Raw genomic sequence first — 20,507 nt, forward strand, 5'->3', positions numbered from 1 at the left:
GCGATGGAAAAGATCAGGCTGGGCATGGTCGGCGGCGGCAAGGACGCCTTCATCGGCGCCGTCCACCGCATCGCGGCGCGGATCGACGGCGATTATGATCTGGTGGCGGGGGCACTGTCCTCCACGCCGGACAAGGCGCGCGAAAGCGGGCTGGCGCTCGGCCTTGCGCCGGACCGTTGCTATGGCAGCTTCGAGGAGATGGCAGAGCGCGAGGCGGCGCGGCCCGACGGCATTCAGGCGGTGTCGATCGTCACGCCGAACCACATGCACGCGGCCCCAGCCATCGCCTTCCTGAGGCGCGGCATCCATGTGATCTGCGACAAGCCGCTGACCGCGACGATGGAGCAGGCGGAGGAACTGGCGGCGGCGGTGCGCGGCTCGCAGGCGCTGTTCATCCTGACGCACAATTACACCGGCTACCCGATGATCCGTCAGGCGCGCGAGATGGTGGCGGCGGGCGATCTGGGCCGCATCCGCGTGGTGCAGGTGGAATACCCGCAGGACTGGCTGACCGAGGCGTCGGAGGCGACCGGCAGCAACAAGCAGGCCGAATGGCGCACCGACCCCGAACGCTCGGGCGCGGGCGGCTCCATCGGCGACATCGGCACCCATGCGCATAACCTGGCCTGTTTCGTCACCGGGCTGCAGGTGGAAAAGCTGGCCGCCGACCTGCAGTCTTTCGTGCCGGGGCGGCGGGTGGATGACAATGCGCATATCCTGCTGCGGTTTGCGGGCGGGGCGCGGGGCAGCCTCTGGTGCAGCCAGGTCGCGCCCGGGAACGAGAATGCCCTGCGCCTGCGCGTCTATGGCGAGAAGGGCGGGCTCGACTGGGCGCAGGAGGATCCGAACTACCTGTGGCACATGCCCTTCGGCCAGCCCAAGCGGCTGCTGACGCGGGGCGGGGCAGGGGCCTCGGCGGCGGCGGGCGCCGTCAGCCGCACGCCGGGCGGCCACCCCGAGGGCTATCTGGAGGGCTTCGCCAACATCTATGCCGGCGCCGCGCAGGCGATCCGCGCTTCGGCGAAGGGAGAGCGGGCGGCGGTGCTGGACCTGCTGCCGGGCCTCGATGCCGGCCTTGCCGGGATGCGCTTCATCGCCGCCGCCGTCGCCTCCTCGCAGGACGATGCCGCCTGGGTGGCGCTGTGACGGACCCCGTGCTGGCCCTGTCCAATGTCAGCCGCAGCTTCGGGCCCATCGAGGTGCTGCACGGCGTCAGCATGGCGCTGCGCCCCGGCCGCGTCCATGCGCTGATCGGCGAGAACGGGGCGGGCAAATCGACCACCATGAAGATCATGGCCGGCTATCAGCCCCCCAGCTCCGGCACCGTCCATGTGGACGGGCGCGAGACCGCCTTTGCCTCTCTGGGCGAGGCCGAAGCGCTTGGCATTTCGCTGATCCACCAGGAATTCAACCTGGCGGAGCAGCTGACCGCCGAGCAGAACATCTTCCTGGGGCAGGAGCTGAAGCGCGGGTTGCTGCTGGACAAGCGCGCGATGCGCGCCAGGACGCGAGAGTTGCTGGACCGCCTCGATTGCCGTGTGCCGGCGGACCGCGTGGTCTCGCAGATGTCGAACTCCGACAAGCAGATGGTGGAGATCGCCAAGGCGTTGCTGCGCGACACCCGGGTGCTGATCATGGACGAACCCACCGCCGTGCTGACCAAATCGGAAACCGCGGTGCTGATGCGGCAGGTGCGCGCGTTGCGCGACAAGGGCACGGCAGTGCTGTTCACCTCGCACAAGCTGGATGAAGTGCGCGAGATTGCCGATGACCTGACCATCATGCGCGACGGGGCGGTGGTGTTCTCCGGCCCCGCCGAGGGAATGGACGAACGCGCCATGGCCACCGCGATGGTCGGGCGCGAGATGTCGGACCTGTTCCCCGCCAAGACCGGCCGCTTTGGCGACATGGCGCTGGAGGTGCGGGGGCTGACGGTGCCCGGCTTTGCCGAGGATATCAGCTTCACCCTGCGGCGCGGCGAGATCCTCGGCATCGCCGGGCTGATCGGATCGGGCCGCACCGAAACCTTCGAAGGGCTCTGCGGCCTGCGCCCCGCCACGGGCGAGGTGCGGATCAAGGGTCAGCCGGTGACCATTCGCCACCCGTGGGAGGCCTTGGACCTTGGCATGTGCTACCTGACCGAGGATCGCAAGACCCGCGGGTTGCTGCTGCAAAAGGGCATGCGCGAGAACCTGACCCTGCAGGCGCTGCACAGCTTTGCCCGCGGGCTGATCGACAAGGGTGCGGAAGAAACAGCCCTCACCAGGGCCATCGCCGAGTTCGACATCCGCGGCAGCCGCGCGGTGCGGGTCGGCAACCTGTCGGGCGGCAACCAGCAAAAGCTGCTGTTTGCCAAGACCATGCTGTCCAGCCCCGAGATCGTCATCATCGACGAGCCCACGCGCGGCATCGACATCGGCACCAAGCAGCAGATGTATGGCTTCATTCGCGGGCTGGCCGATCAGGGCCGCGCCATCGTGGTGATCTCATCGGAAATGCAAGAGGTGATCGGCCTCGCCGACCGCGTTCTGGTGATGCGCCAGGGGCGCATCGCCGGCGAGGTACAGGGCGCGTCGCTCACCGAAGATGCCATCGTCCAATTGGCGATGGGTGTGGGGCAACGCGCCCCGGTACTGGAGACTGCGCAATGACCGTCAAGCCTCAGGCCCGACCCAAGGTGTCGATGTCCGTGATCGGCCCGATCGCGGCGCTGATCGCGCTGATCGTGATGGGCGCGCTGATGAACCCCAACTTCCTTGGCCCCGACAATATCAGCAACGTGCTGTCCCGCTCGGCCTTCATCGGGATCATCGCCGTCGGCATGACCTTCGTGATCACCGCCGGTGGGCTCGATCTGTCTGTCGGCTCCATGGCCGCTTTCGTGGCAGGCCTCATGATCCTGGTGATGAACGCGGCGCTGCCCTCGCTGGGGATCGGCGTGCCGATCATCCTGCTGGGCATGGCGACGGCGCTGGTGGCAGGGCTGATCGCGGGCTGGCTGAACGGCTTCCTGATCACCGTGCTGGGGATCGAGGCGTTCATCGTGACGCTGGGGTCCATGGGCATCTACCGCAGCCTGGTGACCTGGCTGGCCGATGGCGGCACGCTCAGCCTCGATTTCGGGCTGCGCACCTTCTACCAGCCGGTGTTCTATGGCGGCATCCTTGGCATCAGCTGGCCGATCATCGTGTTTGCCGTGGTGGTGATCCTGGGCGAGATCGCCATGCGCTCCTCGGTCTTCGGCCGCCATTGCGCCGCCATCGGCTCCAACGACCAGGTCGCCAAATATTCCAGCGTCCGGGTGGGCCGGGTGCGGATGGCGACCTATGTGATGCTGGGCCTGCTCGTGGGCGTCGCCACCATCATGTATGTGCCTCGGCTTGGCTCTGCCTCCTCCTCCACCGGCGTGCTGTGGGAGCTGGAGGCGATTGCCGCCGTGATCATCGGGGGCACCTTGCTCAAGGGCGGCTTCGGCCGGGTCTGGGGCACGGTGATCGGTGTGCTGATCCTCACGCTGATCGGCAACATCCTGAACCTGACGGATTTCGTATCGCCCTACCTGAACGGAGCAATCCAGGGGCTGATCATCGTTCTCGCTGTGGTCTTGCAGCGCGAAAGCAAACCGGGGGCCTGACCCCGGCATCTAGGGAGGAGTAATCTAATGAAACATCTCGTATCGGGGCTTGCCCTGTCGGTTGCGCTGGCGGTGCCGGCCCTCGCGCAGGACACCAAGGTGATCGGCGTGTCGATCCCGGCCGCGACCCATGGCTGGGCGGGCGGCATGAACTACTTTGCCCAGGCCGCCATCGACCGGCTGGAAGAGGCCTATCCCGAGCTCGACTTCGTGCTCGCCACGGCGTCCGACCCGGGCAAGCAGGTGAACGACATCGAGGACATGGTCGCCACCCGCAACATCGACGCGCTGGTGGTGCTGCCGTTTGAATCAGAGCCGCTGACCGGCCCGGTGCAGAACGTCAAGGCCTCGGGCGCGTGGATCACGGTCGTGGACCGCGGCCTGTCGGTGCCCGGCATCGAAGACCTCTATGTCGCAGGCGACAACCCCGGCTTTGGCCGCGTGTCGGGCGAATACATGGCCTCGGCGATGCCAGATGGCGGCAAGATCGTCGTGCTGCGCGGCATTCCGACCACCATCGACAATGAGCGTGTGGAAGGCTTCGAGGCGGCCATCGAAGGCAAGAACATCGAAGTCATCGGCATGGAGCATGGCAACTGGAACCGCGATGACAGCTTCACCGTCATGCAGGATTTCCTGTCCCGGCATCCCCAGATCGACGCGGTCTGGGCGTCGGACGATGACATGGCGGTCGGCGTGCTGGCGGCCATCGAGGCGGCGGGGCGCGATGACGTCAAGTTCGTGCTCGGCGGCGCCGGCATGAAAGAGATGGTCAAGCGAGTGATGGACGGCGACACGATGATCCCGGCGAACGTGACCTATCCGCCGTCGATGATCGCCACCGCCATTGAAATCACCGCCGTCGGCCTTGTGTCGCAGGCGCCGGTTTCTGGCAACTTCATCATCGGCTCGGTTCTGGTGACGCCGGAGAATGCCGAGACGTTCTACTACCCCGACAGCCCGTTCTGATCGGTCCCGGCGCGGCGCGCCGGTTCAAACTGCGACCTTGCGCCGGGCACCAAAGCCCGGCGCAATCATGTGGGGGCTAAAGCCGATACCCGTCCCTGGCCAGCCCGCCTGCCAGCAGCGGTGCCAGCTCGAACGCCTCCGCCTCATCAAGGCGATGCGAGATCACCAACTCCGCCAGAAACGCCGAATCCACCCGGCGGCTGACATCATGCCGCGCCGGGATCGAGCACAGCGCGCGGGTGTCGTCATTGAAGCCCACGGTGTTCAGGAAGCCCGCGGTTTCCGTCGCCAGCTCGCGGAAGCGGCGGATGCCCTCGAAGCTGTCGTTGAACCACCAGGGCGGGCCAAGCCGCAGCGCAGGATAGGCCCCGGCCAGCGGCGCCAGTTCGCGCGCATAGGTCGTCTCGTCCAGCGTGAACAGGATCAGCCGCATCCGCGGGTCCATCCCCACCACGTCCAGCAGCGGTTTCAGCGCCGCGGTAAAGCTGATCGGCACCGGAATGTCGAAGCCGCGGTCGCGGCCATAGCGTGCCAGCACATCAGGGCTGTGGCTGCGGAACGATCCGGGATGCAACTGCATCACCAGCCCGTCCTCGACCGACATCTTCGCCATCTCTGTCAGCATCTGCGCGCGGAACAGCTCGGCATCCGCCGCCGAGGCATTGCCCGCCCGCACCCGGCCAAACAGCCGCGCCGCCTCGCCCTCCGCAAGTTTCGCGGTCTGCGCCGTCGCATGGCCGTGGTCGGTCGCCGTTGCGCCCATGGACCGGAAGAACGCCCGCCGCGCCCGGTGCGCATCCAGATACCCCTGCCAGTCGCCGGTATCGCAGCCGGTGATCTCTGCCAGCCGGTCCAGGTTCTGGGCGAAACCCTCCGCCTCGGGGTCGATCACCGCATCGGGCCGGTACGTCGGCACGACCCGCCCCGTCCAGCCGCTCTCCTGCGCCATCCGGTGCCAGGCCAAATCGTCCAGCGCGCTGTCGGTGGTGGCGATCACCTCGATCCCGAACCGGTCATACAGCGCCCGCGGCCGGTAGGCCGGGTCCGCCAGATGCCCGGCGATCACGTCATACTGCGCATCGGCATTCGCAGCCGACAGCCGCTCGGTCAGGCCGAACACCTCGGACAGCGCATGGTCGAACCACAGCCGCGAGGGCGTGCCTCGGAACAGGTGGTAGTGTTCCGCAAAGGTTCGCCAGATCGCCCGCGGATCGGCCTCGGCCCCCGCGCCGATGCCAAGCGCCTCATAGGGCACGCCCTGGCTGATCAGCATCCGCACGACATAGTGGTCGGGGATCACCAGCAGCTCTGCCGGATTGGCGAAGGCGGCATTCTCGCCCCACCAGCGCGGATCGGTATGGCCATGGGGCGAGACGATGCCTTGCCCTGCAACCGCGGCGTAAAGCTCGCGCGCAAGGGCGCGAGTCGCCGGGTCGGCCGGGAACAGCCGGTCGGGATGCAGCATCACCTCAGTTCCCCATCATCAGGTTGGGCAGGAACAGCACGACCTGCGGGAAGACGATGATGATGCACACCACGCTCAGCACCGCGATGGCCAGCGGGATCAGCTCTCTGGTGTAGTCCTTGTAGGAACAGTTCAGGATGCCGCAGACCGTGAACATCGACACGCCGACCGGCGGGGTCATGCCGCCAAAGGTGACCAGCGTCATCATGATCAGGCCGAAATGCACCGGGTCCACCCCGGCGGCAGTGATCACCGGCACCAGGATCGGGGTCAGCAGCATCACGATCACCGTCGCCTCGACCAGCATCCCGAAGATCAGCAGGAAGGCCGAGATGGCGAACAGCAGGGCGATCTTCGATGTGAACAGGCCCGTGGTGATCTCGGCCAGTGTCTGCGGCACCCTTTCGAAGGTGATGACATAGCCAAAGGCGCCGGACAGCAGGATGATCAGCATGATCATCCCGATGTCGCGCACCGAGAGCAGCAGCGCATCGACGATGGCGGCAAAGTTTAGCTCGCGGTAGATCAGCACGCCGACGATCAGTGCATAGGCGACGGCGAAGGCCCCCGCCTCGGAGGGGGTGAAGATGCCAAAGCGGATGCCGACGATCAGCCAGACCGGGAACAGGATCGCCCAGAAGGCGGTCTTTACCGCCGCGCCAACCTCGCGCCAGGTGGGGGCGCGGTCATTGACCGGCTTGTAGTCGCGTTTCTTCGAGATCCAGGCGGTGGCGATCATCAGCGCGATGGTCAGGAACACGCCCGGCATGATGCCGGCGATGAACAGCCGGCCGATGGAGACCTCGCCCAGAAAGCCGTAGAGGATCAGGCCAAGGCTGGGCGGAATGGTCGCGGTGATCAGCCCGCCCACCGACAGCAGCGCCGCGGTGAAGCCCTTGGAGTATCCCTCCTTGATCATCGGCCCGCCCAGGATGCGCGACTGCATCGCGGCATCTGCGACGGCAGAGCCAGAGATCCCGCCCATCAGCGCCGACAGCAGCAGGCTGACCTGCGCCAGCCCGCCGCGCATCCAGCCCGCGAGGGTCGAGGCAAGGGTCATCATCCGCGGGGTGATCCCCGATCCGTTCATCAGGTGGCCGACCAGAATGAACAGCGGCACCGCCAGCAGCGGGAAGGATTGGCTGGCCGCCACGATGCGCTGCACCGCGGTGATGTCGGGCATGAAGGTCGAGGGCAGCAGGAAATACAGAACGCTCGACACGCCGATGGCGAAGGCGACCGGCATGCCGATGACCATGAAGCCAAGCGCGAGGCACAGGAGGAGGAAGGAAATCACAGCAGTTGCTCCCGGCCGCGGGTTTCGGATTCGATCGAGAACAGCAGCCCATGCTCGAAGATCCGCCGGACCATCGAGATCATCATCAGTGCGCAGCCCACTGGGAAGGCCAGCGTCACCCAGCCATAGGACAGGCCCGATGCGCCCATCTCGCGCGCCCAGTTCGACGTGGCCAGAAGCCAGCCGAGCCAGCCGCAATAGCCCAGGAACCCCATGATGCAGATCACGCAGATCAGGTGCAGCAGGCGGCGGCCATTGGGCGGCAGCGCATCGGGCAGGGCCGAGATGCGGATATGCTCGCCGCGCTTCAGCACCAGATCGGCGCCGAACATGCAGGTCCAGATCAGCAGCAGCTGCGCGATCTCGGGGCCTGCGGGAAAGGGATATCCGACGGACCGGCCGATGGCCCCCGCCAGCACGGCCGCCACCGTTCCGATCAGAAGCAGAACGGCCATGTATTCCTCGGCGCGGTCCAGCAGTTTCAACATGGAGGGGATCCCGGTGTTCAAGAAAAGGGCGCGGCAAGGCTGCCGCGCCCGGGTGCAGATCAGGGTTTTGCCGCGTCGATGAACGGCTGCAGCGCCGCCCGGGCTTCTTCCAGCCCCAGTTCGGCATAGACGCCGGCGGTCAGCTCGCGGAACTCCTCGGGGTCGACCTCGTTCACGGTCATGCCGCCGGCCTTCATCTCGGCCAGCACTTCCTCGCCCTTGGCAACGGTCGCGGCCGAAGCATCGTCGCCCGCCTGGGCCAGTTCCTCGGACACGATGGCCTGCTGTTCCGGGGTCAGGCCGCTGAACCAGGCCTCGGAGGTGGTCAGCCCGGTTACCAGCTGCACATGGTTGGTGAAGGCAAGGTTGCCGGTCACTTCATGCAGCTTGATCCCGTATGCGCCGGTCAGTTGCGCCTCGGCCCCGTCGATGGCGCCCAGTTGCAGCGCCGAATAGACCTCGGACCACGCCATCGGCACCGCCGTCGCGCCCATCGCGTTCACCGTCGCCAGCCAGCCCGGCGCGTCGATGGTGCGCACGCGCACGCCGGCAAGATCGGCCGCGCTGGTCACCGGATTGGTGGTGAACATCTGCCGCGTGCCCTGGAACCAGTTGTAGTTCAGCAGGCGCAGGCCCGAGGTGTCGGCCAGATCCTCGACCCATTCCAGATAGGGCTCGGAGGCGGTGATGGCGGCGTACTGGGTCCAGTCTTCCACCAGATAGGGGGCCGACAGGATGCCAAGCTCTTGCTTGAACGGCGCAAGGCGGCCCGCATCCACCAGCACCGCAATCGCGGCGCCGTTGCGGATCTGTTCGAGCACGTCATTGTCCGAGCCAAGCTGCGAGGACGGATAGACCGTCACATCGATCTCGCCATTGGTGCGTTCCTCGATGCGGACCGCGGCTTCTTCCATGGCAATCGCCAGCGGATCGGTCGCGTTCTGCGAGGTGGACAGGGCGAATTTGACCTCGGCCAGCGCGCCTGTGGCGGTTGTCGCCAGCAGGGCGGCGGCAAGTCCGAGTGTCTTGATGGTCATGGTGATTCTCCTCCTTGAAAATCGTTCAGCGCCGGGGAAGTCCCGGCCAGAGCCCGGCACGCGCGCCTTCGGTCAGCGCGAGTGCAACGTGGTAGAGCAGGCGCGAGGGCGCCTCGGACCACAGGCTTTCGCCCGCGGCGTCCAGCTGGTTCACGAAGGACTTGCGCCCCGCGAACCAGCCTTCGAACATCAGGCACAGCAGCGCGCGCGCGCGGGTCCCCGCCGCGGCCTCCCCGGCCCTGTGGCGCAAGGTAAGCGCCTTGATCGCCTCGGTCTGCGGCCAGAGCAGGAAGCTGTGCTCCATCACCGCGCCGTCTGCCGCTACAGCATCAAACGCCGCGCCCTGCAGCGGACCGGCGCCGGAAAACCCGCAACGATCGGCAAAGGCCATCAGCGTGGCGGCGGTGCCGCGCAGCGCCGGATCGCCGCCAAGCTCTGCCTCGCGCCCCAGCAGCCAGGCCCATTCGCATTGGTGCCCGGGCTCGCGGCGCAGCCCGGCCGCGCCGGGCAGGGGGCCGAGGTCCGGCGCCCGGAACTCGGCGATGCTGCCGGTCCCGGTGTCGAGGAAATGCTGCAGGCCCAAGGCCCGCAGCGACGCGGCGCGCGTCTGCCACAGGTCATTGCCAGTCATCTCGAAGGCCTGCAGGCAAGCCTCATACAGATGCATATGCGGGTTCTGCGCGCGCAGCGGCGCGTCCGGCGCGGCGGGGTCGGTGACGCTGTCATCCTCCAGCAGCAGCCCGGTCGCGGGATCGGTCAGCGTGGTGGCAAGCGCCGTCCAGCAGGCGTCGATCTCTGCCGCCGTCCCCTCGCGGGGCGCAAGGCGGTTCCAGGTCGCCAGCGCGAGGATGACGAAGCTCTGGTCATAGCTGCGCGCGACCTCATCGCCGGCAAGGCCGGTCACGCTGCCATCGCGGCGCAGGGCGCGTCGGTAGAGGCCGGGCGCCTTGCGGAACCGCGGCAGGAAACTGGCCTGGTGATCCGCAGCGGCGAGCATCGCCGGATCGCCGGACAGAAGCGCCAGATGCGACAGGGTGAACAGCACACGCGCCTGCGCCAGCACGGTCTTTTCCGCCGCTAGCACCGGCCGGCCATCGGCACCCAGCATGTCGAACACACCGCCCTGCTCGTCGTGAACCCGGGCCAGCCAACCCGTCAAGAATTCCGCCCAGAACCACGAAGCCCAATCGTCCGCGCCGCTGACCGGCCCGCCTGCACCCTGTGCAAAGCCGGACTCCAGCACCGCGCTCATGCCACGGACCCGGCGGAGGGTGTTCCGGACGGTGTTCCGGCAAAGAACTCCGGCTGTGCGGCCACGATGCCGGGCAGGTCCGCCACGATCTCGCGCAGATGCAGGCGCATCGCCGCATCGGCCCGGGCCGGGTCATGGCTGCGGATCGCCTCCACCACATCGGAATGCTGGTCGATCAGCCGCTCGCGCGACAGCTGCCGGGCGCTGATATGGCGCACGCGGTTCATGTGGATCTTCAGCTCTTCAAGGTGGTCGGCAACCGCGGCCTCGCCGGCGATCTCGGCCAGCGCGCGGTGGAAATCCTCATCCAGCCGCATGAACTCTTCGCCGGTGGCGGTGGGGCCGAGCGCGCGTTGCTGCGCCATCCGGTCATCTAGCAGCGCCATCGCCGTGGCATCGGCGCGTTCGGCGACGCGGCGGACAACGTCGGCCTCGACCGCCTCGCGGATGAACCGTGCCGTCATCACCGCCGAGACAGAGATCAGGCTGACGAAGGTGCCGCGCTGCGGGCGAACCTCGACCAGGGCCTCTTCAGCAAGCTTGATGAACGCCTCACGCACCGGCTGACGCGACACGGCATAGGCATTGGCGATCTCGGTCTCGGAAATGCGGGCGCCGGGCGCGATATGACCGCGGATGATCCGGTCGCGCAGCATCCGGTGCAGCTGCGGCCCGACGGCCGCGCTTTGCTCCAGAAGCTGAACCTGCACAAGATTCGCGTCCATGGCCGTCCTCCCTGCAAAAAGGCTATAGCCATACTTCCATACTAGTCAACAATTTTGCTACATGCTAAACCGGCCATGACAGGCACGAGGAGGAGTGGGTCCATGCGGCAAACCTGGCGTTGGTTCGGGCCAAAGGATCTGTGTTCGATCAATGACATGCGGCAGGCTGGGGTAGAGGGCGTCGTTTCGGCCCTGCATCACATCCCCACCGGCGCTGTCTGGTCGCCCGCGGAGATTGCGCGCCGGCAGGATGAAATCGGCCGGATGAAGGACGGCAGCCCGTCGCATCTGGCGTGGGAGGTGGTCGAAAGCCTTCCGGTGTCCGAAGACATCAAGAAGCAGAAGGGTGACTGGCGCGCGCATCTGGAGACCTGGAAAACCTCGATGCGCAACCTGCGCGAGGCCGGGATCGAGGTCATCTGCTACAACTTCATGCCGGTGCTGGACTGGACGCGCACCGATCTAGCCTGGCGGCTGCCGACGGGCGGCACCTGCATGCGCTTTGACCTGATCGACTTCGCCGCCTTCGACATACACATCCTTGCCAGGCCCGGCGCCGCCGAGGACTTCACCCCCGAGGTGACCGAAGAGGCGAATCGCCGCTTTGCGGACATGTCCGAGGACCGGAAGCTGGCGCTGGCCAGGAATGTGGTCTTCGGTCTGCCCGGTGCCGCCGAGAATTTCAGCCTCGAGGATGTGCGCCGCCATCTGGCCGAATATGCCTCGGTTTCCGCCGACCGCCTGCGCGGCCATCTGGTCGATTTCCTGGCCGAGGTGACGCCGCTCGCGCAAGACCTTGGCGTGCGGCTGTGCTGCCATCCCGATGACCCGCCGTTCCCGCTGCTGGGGCTGCCGCGGGTGATGTCGCTCGAGGCCGATTACCGCGCGGTGATGCAGGCGGTGGACATCCCGGCGAACGGCATCACGCTGTGCTCCGGCTCGCTTGGCGCCCGGCCCGACAATGACCTGCCGGGCATGATGGACCGGCTGGGGGACCGCGTGCATTTCTTGCACCTGCGCAATGTGCTGCGCGAAAGCGCCGATGTGAAGGGCAGCTTCCACGAGGCCGAGCATCTGGGGGGGGGCACCGACATGGTGGCCCTGATCGCCGCCGTGCTGCGCGAGGAGCGGCGCCGCAAGGCCGCGGGCCGTGCCGACGTGTCGATCCCGATGCGCCCCGATCACGGGCAGGACATCCTCGATGACCTTGGCCGTCAGGCGCAGCCCGGCTACCCCTCCATCGGGCGGCTGAAGGGTCTGGCGGAACTGCGCGGCATCATGACGGCGCTGGAGCATCCGGTCGAGGGATTGCGGTGACCCGCCTCGCCTCGTTGGCAGACATCACCGGCCTGGCGGCCCGGCCCGGCTATGATCCGGCGGCGCATGGCCGCGGGATCGTCCATCTGGGCATCGGCGCCTTCCACCGCGCCCATCAGGCGGTGATGACTGATACCGCGATGGCGGTTGCGGGCGGGGACTGGCGGATCACCGGCGTCAGCCTGCGCTCCACCGAGATCGCCGAGGCGATGGGGCCGCAGAACGGGCTCTACACGCTGATCGAGCGCGGCGCGGACGGCACATCGGCGCGCGTGATCGCGTCGATCCGCGATGTCATCGCCGCCAACCCGGCCGCGACCCTTGCCGCGCTGGCCGATCCGGCGGTGCGGATCGTGACGCTGACGGTGACAGAGAAGGGTTATGGCATCGACCGCGCCACCCATGCGCCCGATCCCGCGCACCCCGCGGTGCGCGCCGACCTCGCCAAGCCGGAGGCGCCGGTAGGCGTGCTGGGGCTGCTCGTGGCCGCGCTGCGCCTGCGCCGCGCTGCGGGCGCCGCGCCGTTCACCGTGCTGTCCTGCGACAACCTGCCCGAGAATGGCGCGCTGCTGCGCAGCGGCGTCATCGGTTTCGCCCGCCATGTCGATCCGGCGCTGGCAGACTGGATCGCGGCCGAGGTCGCTTTCCCTTCGTCGATGGTGGACCGCATCACCCCGGCGACCACGCAAGCCACGCTGGCCGAGGCCGAACGCCAGGCCGGCTGCACCGATCTTGCCGCGGTCGAGACCGAGCCCTTCGTGCAATGGGTGATCGAGGATCACTTCCCGCAGGGCCGCCCCGCCTGGGAAGCCGCCGGCGCCATCTTCGTCACCGATGTCGCACCCTATGAGCGGATGAAGCTGACCATGCTCAATGGCAGCCATTCGATGCTTGCCTATGCCGGCTTCCTGTCGGGCCACCGCTATGTGCGGGACGTCATGGGCGATCCGGCGCTGTCGGTTCTGGTCGCCCGCCACCTGCAGGCCGCAGCCGCGGTGATGCCGCCGCTGGAGGGGATCGACCTTGCCGCTTATGCCGAGGCGCTGGCAGATCGGTTCCGCAACCCGGCCATCGCGCATGAAACCTTCCAGATCGCCATGGACGGCACCCAGAAGCTGCCGCAGCGTATCTTCCAGCCTGCGCTGACCGCGTTGGAGCGGGGGCAACCCTTGGCCCCCTTCGCCTTCGCCACCGCGGCCTGGATGCGCTACACGCTCGGCCAGACCGATGACGGCCAGACCTACGCCCTGCGCGACCCGCGCGAGGACGAGATCCGTGCCGTGCTTGCGGATGTCCCGCGCGAGGCGGGGGCAATCCATGACGCACTTGCCGCCCTGCCGGGGCTGATCCCTGCCGCGCTGAGCGGGGCGCCCGCCTGGCGCGCGGCGGTGACCGGCAGCCTTGACCCCATGCTGTCGCAAGGTATGGTCGCCGCGGTGCGCGAGGAGGCCCTACGATGACCCTGTTCCTGTCCATTGGCGAGGCGATGGTCGAGCTGTCGCGCGCCCCCGAAAGCGCCGATCTGTGGCGCCTCGGCTTTGCCGGCGATACGCTCAACACCGCCTGGTATGCCCGCGCCTGCCTGCCCGAAAGCTGGCAGGTCGAATACCTGACGCGGCTGGGACAGGATCCGTTCTCGCCCAGGATGCTGGAGTTTCTGGGCAAAAGCCGCATCGGCACCACCCATGTGACGATCGACCCGGCGCGGTCGGTCGGGCTCTATTCCATCGAGCTTCATGACGGCGAGCGCAGCTTTGCCTATTGGCGCGGCCAGTCCGCCGCTCGGCATCTGGCCGAAGATACGGATGCGCTGGACCGGGCCTTTGCCGCGGCGGATGCGATCTACCTGTCGGGGATCACGCTGGCGATCCTGCCCGAGGCGGGGCGCGAGGCGCTGATTGCGCGGCTGATCGCGGCGCGGGCCGAAGGCAAGGTGACGGCCTTCGACCCCAACCTGCGCCCCAAGCTGTGGGAAAGCGCGGACGCGATGCGCCACTGGCTGACCGCGGCCGGCGAGGGCTCGCAGATCCTGCTGCCGAGTTACGAGGATGAGGCGGAGTGGTTCGGCGATACCTCGCTGCGGGCCTGCGCGGACCGCTGGCTGGAAGCTGGTGCCGGCGAAGTGATCGTCAAGAACGGCGGCGGCGCGATGGGCCTGCTGGAGGCGGGCGGCTATGCCGAGATCGAGGTCGAAAGCTCCCGCCCGGTTGACAGCACCGGCGCGGGCGACAGCTTCAACGGCGGCTATCTGGCGGCGCGGCTGACCGGCACCAGCGCGGCCGAGGCGGCGCTGCGCGGCCATGCCATCGCGCGGCAGGTGATCGCGGCGCCCGGCGCGCTGGTGCCCGTCACCGCCTAGTGGCTGCGCAGCGACAGGATCCCGGCCCCGATGATCAGCGCCATGCCGAGGGCCGAGGTCAGGTCCGGCACCTCGGCAAAGAACACCGCCCCCCAGAGCACGGCGAAGGCGACATAGGCGAAGTCGAAGGCGCCGACCACCGCCGGTGGACCATTCTGGTAGGCGATGGCGGCGCCGATGCTGCCGATCAGCAGCGCCCCGGCCAGCAGCGCCATCGACAGCCACTCCGCCGCGCCCATGCTTGCCCAGGGCGCCAGCAGGAAGCCCTGCCGCGCTTCGCCCGGCAGCAGCGCGATACCGGCGGCGGCAATGCCTCCGGTGATGACGAACCCGATGTTGAGCGCCAGTGACAGCACCAGCGGGCTTGCCGCGCGGCAGCGCGTCCGCGTCAGGATCATCGCCCCGGCATAGAGCATGGCGGCGACCAGCGGCAGCAGGGCGAAGGCGTTGAAATCGCCGAGGCCCGGCCGCAGGATCAGCAGCACGCCGAGGAAGCCGAGGGCGACGGCGATCCATCCCAGCCGGGTTATGCGGTCCCCGATGACCAGCGCCGAGAACAGGGTGATGAAGATCGGCAGCGTGTAATAGGCGGCCGCGGCGGCGGACAGCGACAGATGCGGCAGTGCCAGATAATAGCAGATCCACATGGCGACCAGCATCGCGCTGCGCAGCGCGACCCAACCTGCGGAGGCTGGCAGGCGCAGCCCGCCCTGGGCCAGCAGCACCGCCAGCAGGACAGGCAGAACGATGGCCGAGCGGATCACGAAGATCTGCCAGATCACGAAACTGCTGCTGGTCAGCTTGATCAGCGCATCCCCCAGCGACAGCGCCAGCACGGTGACAAGGATCACGCCCACGGCCAGCGGCAGGTTGTCGGGCCGGGGATGGGCTGGCTGCATGGCGCGTGGGCTCCGTTGGCTTGCGGGAACATTAGGCGAACGGTCTGGGCGCGGCAAGGCGTGCCGGACCTGAGCCAGCCTTCCCCGCCCACACGGGCTGCCCATCGGAATTTGGCACCGGGGGCCAGGCTTCACCCCCTTGCCCTGCGGCTTGCGCCGCGATGATGGCGGTTCGCGCCGTTGCCAATGCCCGGAAAATGGCTAGGGTCTGCGCGGCGGGGCAGGGTGCCCCGCAGGATCACGGGCGGAGAAGATCATGGCACGCGCAGGCGAACAGAAGGTGATGCTGCTGACCGGCGCCAGCCGGGGCATCGGCCATGCCACCGTCAAGCGCTTTGCACGCGAAGGCTGGCGGGTGCTGACCTGCTCGCGCCACGCCTTCCCCGAGGGCTGCCCCTGGGGCGGCGGGCGCGACGATCACATCCAGATCGACCTTGCCGACCCCGCCGACACCATCAACGTCATCGAAGTGATCCGTGAAAGGCTGGACGGCCGCCTCGACGCACTGGTCAACAATGCCGGCATCTCGCCCAAGGGGCCCGAGGGCGCGCGGCTTTCCACCCTCTCCACCGACCTGATGACCTGGGGCCATGTGTTCCACGTGAACTTCTTCGCGCCCATCGTGCTGGCCCGCGGCTTCAAGGATGAACTGTCGGCGGCCAAGGGCTCGGTCGTCAACGTCACCTCCATCGCTGGTGCCCGCGTGCATCCCTTCGCGGGCGCCGCCTATGCCACCTCCAAGGCCGCGCTGGCCGCCCTGACGCGCGAGATGGCACATGACTTCGGACCGATGGGCGTGCGCGTGAACGCGATTGCGCCCGGCGAGATCGAGACCTCGATCCTCTCGCCCGGCACCGAGAAGATCGTCGAGACCTTGCCGCTGCGCCGACTTGGCCAGCCAAGCGAGGTGGCCGATGTGGTGTGGTTCCTGTGCTCGGATCAGGCCAGCTACGTCACCGGGACCGAGATCGAGGTGAACGCCGGCCAGCACGTCTGAGGCCAGAGTTCGCGGCCGGGGCAGGGGGCGTTAGCCCCCTTCACGCTGGAGTTCCCGAGTCATTCACTTTGCATATGACATATGTATGGGTTCTGCATGGTTTCCACACGCCCCGAACCCAGCGGATTTACTCCAGCGTGGCGATGATCGCGCGCAGCGTTTCGATGCCGTCGCCCTTCTCGGAACTGGTCATCACAAGTTCGGGATAGGCCGCCGGATGCTTCGCCATCGCGCCCCGCACCTGGCCCAGGATCCGCTCCTGCTCGACCTTGCCAACCTTGTCGGCCTTGGTCAGCACCACCTGAAAGGCCACGGCAGAGCGGTCCAGCAGCGCCATGATCTCTTCATCCACGGCCTTCACCCCGTGCCGCGTGTCGATCAGCACAAAGGCCCGCCGCAGCGTCTGGCGCCCCGACAGATACGCCTTCAGCAGCCGCTGCCACTTCTCGACAATCGCCACCGGGGCCTCGGCATAGCCATAGCCCGGAAGGTCGACCAGATACTGATCGCCTGCGGTGAAGTAGTTGATCTCCTGCGTCCGCCCCGGCGTGTTCGACGCGCGGGCAAGGTTTTTGCGGCCGGTCAAGGCATTGATCAGGCTGGATTTCCCGACGTTTGACCGTCCGGCAAAGCACACCTCCATCCGGTCGGCGGGCGGCAGCCCGTCCATCGCCACGACGCCCTTCAGAAAGTCGATCTCGCCGGCAAACATCAGCCGGCCCTTCTCGCGCGCCTCGATCGTCGGCTCGGGGGAAAGCGGGAAACCCAGCTGCATCACAGCACCTCTATCTTGTCGCCCGGCGCGATGCGCCCCGGCGAAATCACCACGGCGTAAACGCCAAATTCCTGCGCCCCGGTCAGCGCCCGCAGCCCGGCCAGCGTATCGGCATCCTCCTCGCCCGTCGCGGGATTCGCGGTGGTCGCCTTGCAGCGCCCGATGCGCTCCTCGACCCGCAGCAGCGCCGCGCCAATGCGAACCTCTCGCCCGATCCAGCCCATCTCGGCAAAGGGCTCGAACCCCTCCAGCCACAGGTTGCCCCGCCAGCGGTGGATAGACAGGTCAACCTCCATATGCTGTGACAGTGCCGCATTGGAGCTCAAGCTGTTGAGGGAAACCGACGGAAAATCGCTATCCGTCATCCCCCGCCCTGGCGCCGAGACCAGCGCCGCGGGCCGGAAATCCCCCTCCGGGCTGATCGGGCGCAGCCAGTCGATCAGTGCCGCACCCTCGCTCTCGGGCCGGAACTCCAGCGCCGGCCGCGCCGGATGCGTCAGCACCATCGCGCCCGCCGCCTCGTCAAACCGCGCCTCGATCGCCATCAGCCCCGGGGTCCGCGCCCCGCGCTGGAACTGGCTGCAGGGCGTCCATCCCGGCGCCTCGGCATCGAATTTCGAGCGCCCATGCGTCACCGCCCAGTGCCGGTCCCACGGCAGGCACGCCCCCGCCGAAAGCAGCACGGACGCGAGAGCCTCGCGTCCGTGTGCCTTGATCGGGTGGCGGAAGATATGGGCCAGCGTGCCGGTCATGCCTTCGGGCCGGGTTTCCCCTTGCGGGGCTTTGGCGAAGTCGGTGCCTTTTCAAGAACTTCCGTGGTCTGCACGGGCGTTGCCTTGGCTGCCTTCTCTGCCTCTGCCCTCGCCGCCGCCTCGGCCTTCTTCTTCTTGCTGAAGCCCGTGGTGATATTGCCAAACAGGTCTGGCTTGTGTCCGTGCATCGTCATGATCAGGTATTGCTGCACGAAGGTGATGGTGTTGTTCGCGATCCAGTAGACCACCAGACCCGAGGCAAAGCCGCCCAGCATGAACATGAACACCCAAGGCATCCAGGCAAAGATCATCTGCTGCGTCGGATCGGTCGGGGCTGGGTTCAGCTTCTGCTGGAACCACATCGAGATGCCGAGCAGGATCGGCAGGATCCCCAGCGAGAAGATGAAGAACAGTGATCCGGGCTCCGGCGTCGCATAGGGCAGCAAGCCGAACAGGTTCAGGATCGACGACGGATCAGGGGCCGAAAGGTCACGGATCCAGCCGAACCAGGGCGCATGGCGCACCTCCAGCGTGACAAAGATCACCTTGTAAAGAGAGAAGAAAATCGGGATCTGGAGGAAGATCGGCAGGCAGCCCGAAGCCGGGTTGACCTTTTCCTTCTTGTAAAGCGCCATCATCTCTTGCTGGAACTTGGACTTGTCCTCGCCGGTCTTTTCCTTCAGCTTTTCGACCTCGGGCTGCAGCTCCTTCATCTTCGCCATCGAGATGTAGGACTTGCGGGCCAGCGGGAAGACCAGCGCCTTGATGATCAGCGTCAGCGCGATGATTGCCCAACCCATGTTGCCGATCACGACATGCAGCCAGTGCAGCAGCATGAAGATCGGCTTGGTCAGGAAGAAGAACCAGCCCCAGTCGATCGAGTCGACAAAGCCCTCGATGCCGGTGTCGTTCTGGTAATGGCGGATTGCTTCCCATTCCTTGGCGCCGGCGAACAGCATCGTCTGCACTTCGGCGGTCGCGCCCGGGGCGACGTCCATCACCGGCAGGCGGGATTCGGTCTGGTAGATCTCGGCGCCGGGAACATATTTCACCACCGAGGTGAAGGCCTGCCCCGGCATCGGCGCCAGCGTCGTCATCCAGTATTTGTCGGTGAAGCCGACCCAGCCGTTGCCGGTGACCTCGGCCACCTCGGCATTGCCGGCCTCGCGCTCGATCCGTTCCAGATCGGGCATGTCGTCATAGTCCATTTCCTGCAGCGCGCCGTCGGTCATGCGCACCACGCCTTCGTGCAGCACCCAGATGTTCTGGGTCTGCGGCTCGCCGTGGCGGGCCACGATGCCGTAGGGGGCCATGCGCACGGCGGCGTCGGTCGCATTGCTGACCGACTGGGTGATGGTGAAGAGATAGTCCTCATCGACCGTGATCACCCGGCGGAAGGTCAGCCCTGCGCGATTGTCCCAGGCCAGCGTCACCGGCGTTTCGGGCGACAGCGTCTCGCCGCTTTCCACCGACCAGACGGTGCGCGCATCGGGCACCGCCGTGGCAGCCAGCCCGCCTGCGGGGGCCCAGCCATAGACCGCGTAGTAAGGCTGCGAGGCAGTGTCCCCGCCCACCGGAGACAACAGCCGCACGAGGCCGGAGGCCGGGTCGAGCGTGTCCTTGTAGTCCTTCATCGACAGATCGTCGATGCGGCCACCCGCCAGCGACAGCGAGCCGGTCAGGCGCGGCGTGTCGATGGCAACCCGCGGCGCTGCAGCCGCTTCGGTCGCGGCCTCGGCAGCCTCGGCCACGGCAGGGGCATCGCCCGGCACCGCAGGCGGGGTGCCGCCATCGGCCTGCGTCACCGCAACGGGTGCATTCGGGTCGGTCGGCGGTACGGCCGGTGCGAACACCGTGTACCAGACCAGGATCACCACGAAGGAGAGCACGGTCGCCAGAATGAGATTCTTGTTCTGATTATCCATCAGGGAGACACCGCCAGTGCTGCCAAGGTTCGCGGAGGTTCAACAGAAGGGGGCGGGAAAGGTCAAGCGGTTTTGCGGAAACGGCAGGTTGCAAGAGGGTAGGGCGCGGGCGGCGAGGGCTGGTTTGGCATGCATTTCCGCCCCGATGCGAGCAGACTGGCGGCGGCGCCTATGTGGTTGTGGGCGGCAATACCCCGAAGGACGGCCTGTTCCTGCGTCCACGCCGCGCGCGCAACCCCCGACAATACCGGGCAGCTGGGGGACACGGTGGAATTGTCGGCAGAGCAGCCGGGTCTTGTGACCTGCAGGCTCGGTGAGCTTCGCTGCGACTGGACGCCGAGAGCGTCTGCGGCGCGGGGCAGGTCTCGCGACGGCTGCCATGGAAAGTCTCGGCGGGCTGCCCCTCAACGGGTTCCGCTGTGCCACGGTGCCCGGGCACCGCGTTTTATGGCTCATGGCTCATGGCTCATGGCTCATGGCTCATGACGGTTGGCGTGCGCCTCGCGCAGAACGGCGAGCGCTTTGGCCCCTTTCTGTCCGCCAAACTCCTGAAATGCGACAAGTCCCTGAAAAGCGCCCGGTACGCACGGGTGGACAAGCGCCTTGCCGTCTTCCC

18 protein-coding genes are annotated in these 20,507 nt (G+C 67.2%); 8 read left to right on the top strand and 10 right to left on the bottom strand.

The features are described from left to right. Positions 1–3 precede the first annotated feature (3 nt). The 4 genes from GVY41_RS05205 to GVY41_RS05220 are packed head-to-tail and all read left to right on the top strand — an operon-like array spanning position 4 to position 4,603. A complete protein-coding gene (locus tag GVY41_RS05205) occupies positions 4–1,146 on the top strand; it encodes a Gfo/Idh/MocA family protein (protein WP_202456076.1) in 1,143 nt (380 codons plus the stop codon). Next, on the top strand, positions 1,143–2,651 hold the full coding sequence (locus GVY41_RS05210) for a sugar ABC transporter ATP-binding protein (protein ID WP_161344712.1): 1,509 nt from the start codon (positions 1,143–1,145) through the stop codon (positions 2,649–2,651). The genes GVY41_RS05205 and GVY41_RS05210 overlap by 4 nt, the downstream gene beginning before the upstream one ends. After that, the gene (locus GVY41_RS05215) at positions 2,648–3,634 is read left to right on the top strand and encodes an ABC transporter permease (protein WP_161344710.1); all 987 of its coding nucleotides are present in this window, start codon (positions 2,648–2,650) and stop codon (positions 3,632–3,634) included. The genes GVY41_RS05210 and GVY41_RS05215 overlap by 4 nt, the downstream gene beginning before the upstream one ends. 27 nt (positions 3,635–3,661) lie before the next feature. Then, positions 3,662–4,603: an ABC transporter substrate-binding protein gene (locus GVY41_RS05220; RefSeq protein ID WP_161344709.1), complete on the top strand. Its 942-nt coding sequence runs from the start codon at positions 3,662–3,664 to the stop codon at positions 4,601–4,603. A 76-nt stretch (positions 4,604–4,679) separates the two neighbouring features. Here the strand turns inward: GVY41_RS05220 and uxaC are convergent, their stop codons facing one another. Genes uxaC through GVY41_RS05250 form a run of 6 tightly spaced genes read right to left on the bottom strand, consistent with a single transcriptional unit; the run spans position 4,680 to position 10,867 of the window. Further along, the gene (gene uxaC, locus GVY41_RS05225; RefSeq protein ID WP_161344707.1) at positions 4,680–6,068 is read right to left on the bottom strand and encodes a glucuronate isomerase; all 1,389 of its coding nucleotides are present in this window, start codon (positions 6,066–6,068) and stop codon (positions 4,680–4,682) included. 4 nt (positions 6,069–6,072) lie between these two features. After that, complete coding sequence (locus tag GVY41_RS05230; RefSeq protein WP_161344706.1) at positions 6,073–7,365, bottom strand: TRAP transporter large permease; 1,293 nt, start codon at positions 7,363–7,365, stop codon at positions 6,073–6,075. Continuing rightward, complete coding sequence (locus GVY41_RS05235) at positions 7,362–7,853, bottom strand: TRAP transporter small permease (protein WP_161344704.1); 492 nt, start codon at positions 7,851–7,853, stop codon at positions 7,362–7,364. Before GVY41_RS05235 ends, GVY41_RS05230 begins: the two co-directional genes overlap by 4 nt. A 59-nt stretch (positions 7,854–7,912) precedes the next feature. Next, on the bottom strand, positions 7,913–8,890 hold the full coding sequence (locus GVY41_RS05240; RefSeq protein WP_161344702.1) for a C4-dicarboxylate TRAP transporter substrate-binding protein: 978 nt from the start codon (positions 8,888–8,890) through the stop codon (positions 7,913–7,915). A gap of 25 nt (positions 8,891–8,915) precedes the next feature. Beyond that, the gene (locus GVY41_RS05245) at positions 8,916–10,142 is read right to left on the bottom strand and encodes an AGE family epimerase/isomerase (RefSeq protein WP_161344700.1); all 1,227 of its coding nucleotides are present in this window, start codon (positions 10,140–10,142) and stop codon (positions 8,916–8,918) included. Beyond that, entirely contained in the window at positions 10,139–10,867 is a 729-nt protein-coding gene (locus tag GVY41_RS05250) for a GntR family transcriptional regulator (RefSeq protein ID WP_161344698.1), read from the bottom strand. The genes GVY41_RS05245 and GVY41_RS05250 overlap by 4 nt, the downstream gene beginning before the upstream one ends. A gap of 102 nt (positions 10,868–10,969) precedes the next feature. Here GVY41_RS05250 and uxuA point away from each other — a divergent pair, with 102 nt between their 5' ends. Genes uxuA through GVY41_RS05265 form a run of 3 tightly spaced genes read left to right on the top strand, consistent with a single transcriptional unit; the run spans position 10,970 to position 14,543 of the window. Further along, the gene (gene uxuA, locus GVY41_RS05255; RefSeq protein WP_161344696.1) at positions 10,970–12,184 is read left to right on the top strand and encodes a mannonate dehydratase; all 1,215 of its coding nucleotides are present in this window, start codon (positions 10,970–10,972) and stop codon (positions 12,182–12,184) included. Continuing rightward, complete coding sequence (locus GVY41_RS05260; RefSeq protein WP_229725961.1) at positions 12,181–13,644, top strand: mannitol dehydrogenase family protein; 1,464 nt, start codon at positions 12,181–12,183, stop codon at positions 13,642–13,644. The genes uxuA and GVY41_RS05260 overlap by 4 nt, the downstream gene beginning before the upstream one ends. Beyond that, the gene (locus GVY41_RS05265; protein WP_161344694.1) at positions 13,641–14,543 is read left to right on the top strand and encodes a sugar kinase; all 903 of its coding nucleotides are present in this window, start codon (positions 13,641–13,643) and stop codon (positions 14,541–14,543) included. The genes GVY41_RS05260 and GVY41_RS05265 overlap by 4 nt, the downstream gene beginning before the upstream one ends. Here the strand turns inward: GVY41_RS05265 and GVY41_RS05270 are convergent. Then, positions 14,540–15,442: a DMT family transporter gene (locus tag GVY41_RS05270; RefSeq protein WP_161344692.1), complete on the bottom strand. Its 903-nt coding sequence runs from the start codon at positions 15,440–15,442 to the stop codon at positions 14,540–14,542. The two genes, GVY41_RS05265 and GVY41_RS05270, sit on opposite strands and share 4 nt — an antisense overlap. A 256-nt stretch (positions 15,443–15,698) precedes the next feature. Between GVY41_RS05270 and GVY41_RS05275 the strand changes: the two genes are divergently transcribed. Then, positions 15,699–16,439, top strand: coding sequence for an SDR family NAD(P)-dependent oxidoreductase (locus GVY41_RS05275; protein ID WP_161344690.1), 741 nt, complete (start codon positions 15,699–15,701; stop codon positions 16,437–16,439). A gap of 127 nt (positions 16,440–16,566) precedes the next feature. Here GVY41_RS05275 and yihA read toward each other — a convergent pair whose 3' ends face one another. Genes yihA through yidC form a run of 3 tightly spaced genes read right to left on the bottom strand, consistent with a single transcriptional unit; the run spans position 16,567 to position 19,891 of the window. After that, positions 16,567–17,217 carry a ribosome biogenesis GTP-binding protein YihA/YsxC gene (yihA, locus tag GVY41_RS05280; RefSeq protein WP_161656865.1) on the bottom strand — a complete coding sequence of 217 codons (651 nt, stop codon included), beginning with the start codon at positions 17,215–17,217 and terminating at the stop codon, positions 16,567–16,569. Beyond that, positions 17,214–17,966: an MOSC domain-containing protein gene (locus GVY41_RS05285; protein ID WP_161344686.1), complete on the bottom strand. Its 753-nt coding sequence runs from the start codon at positions 17,964–17,966 to the stop codon at positions 17,214–17,216. The genes yihA and GVY41_RS05285 overlap by 4 nt, the downstream gene beginning before the upstream one ends. Further along, the gene (gene yidC / locus GVY41_RS05290) at positions 17,963–19,891 is read right to left on the bottom strand and encodes a membrane protein insertase YidC (protein ID WP_161344684.1); all 1,929 of its coding nucleotides are present in this window, start codon (positions 19,889–19,891) and stop codon (positions 17,963–17,965) included. The genes GVY41_RS05285 and yidC overlap by 4 nt, the downstream gene beginning before the upstream one ends. Between the last annotated feature and the right edge of the window lie 616 nt (positions 19,892–20,507).

Source organism: Frigidibacter albus, from assembly GCF_009908165.1.
Taxonomy (GTDB): domain Bacteria; phylum Pseudomonadota; class Alphaproteobacteria; order Rhodobacterales; family Rhodobacteraceae; genus Frigidibacter; species Frigidibacter albus.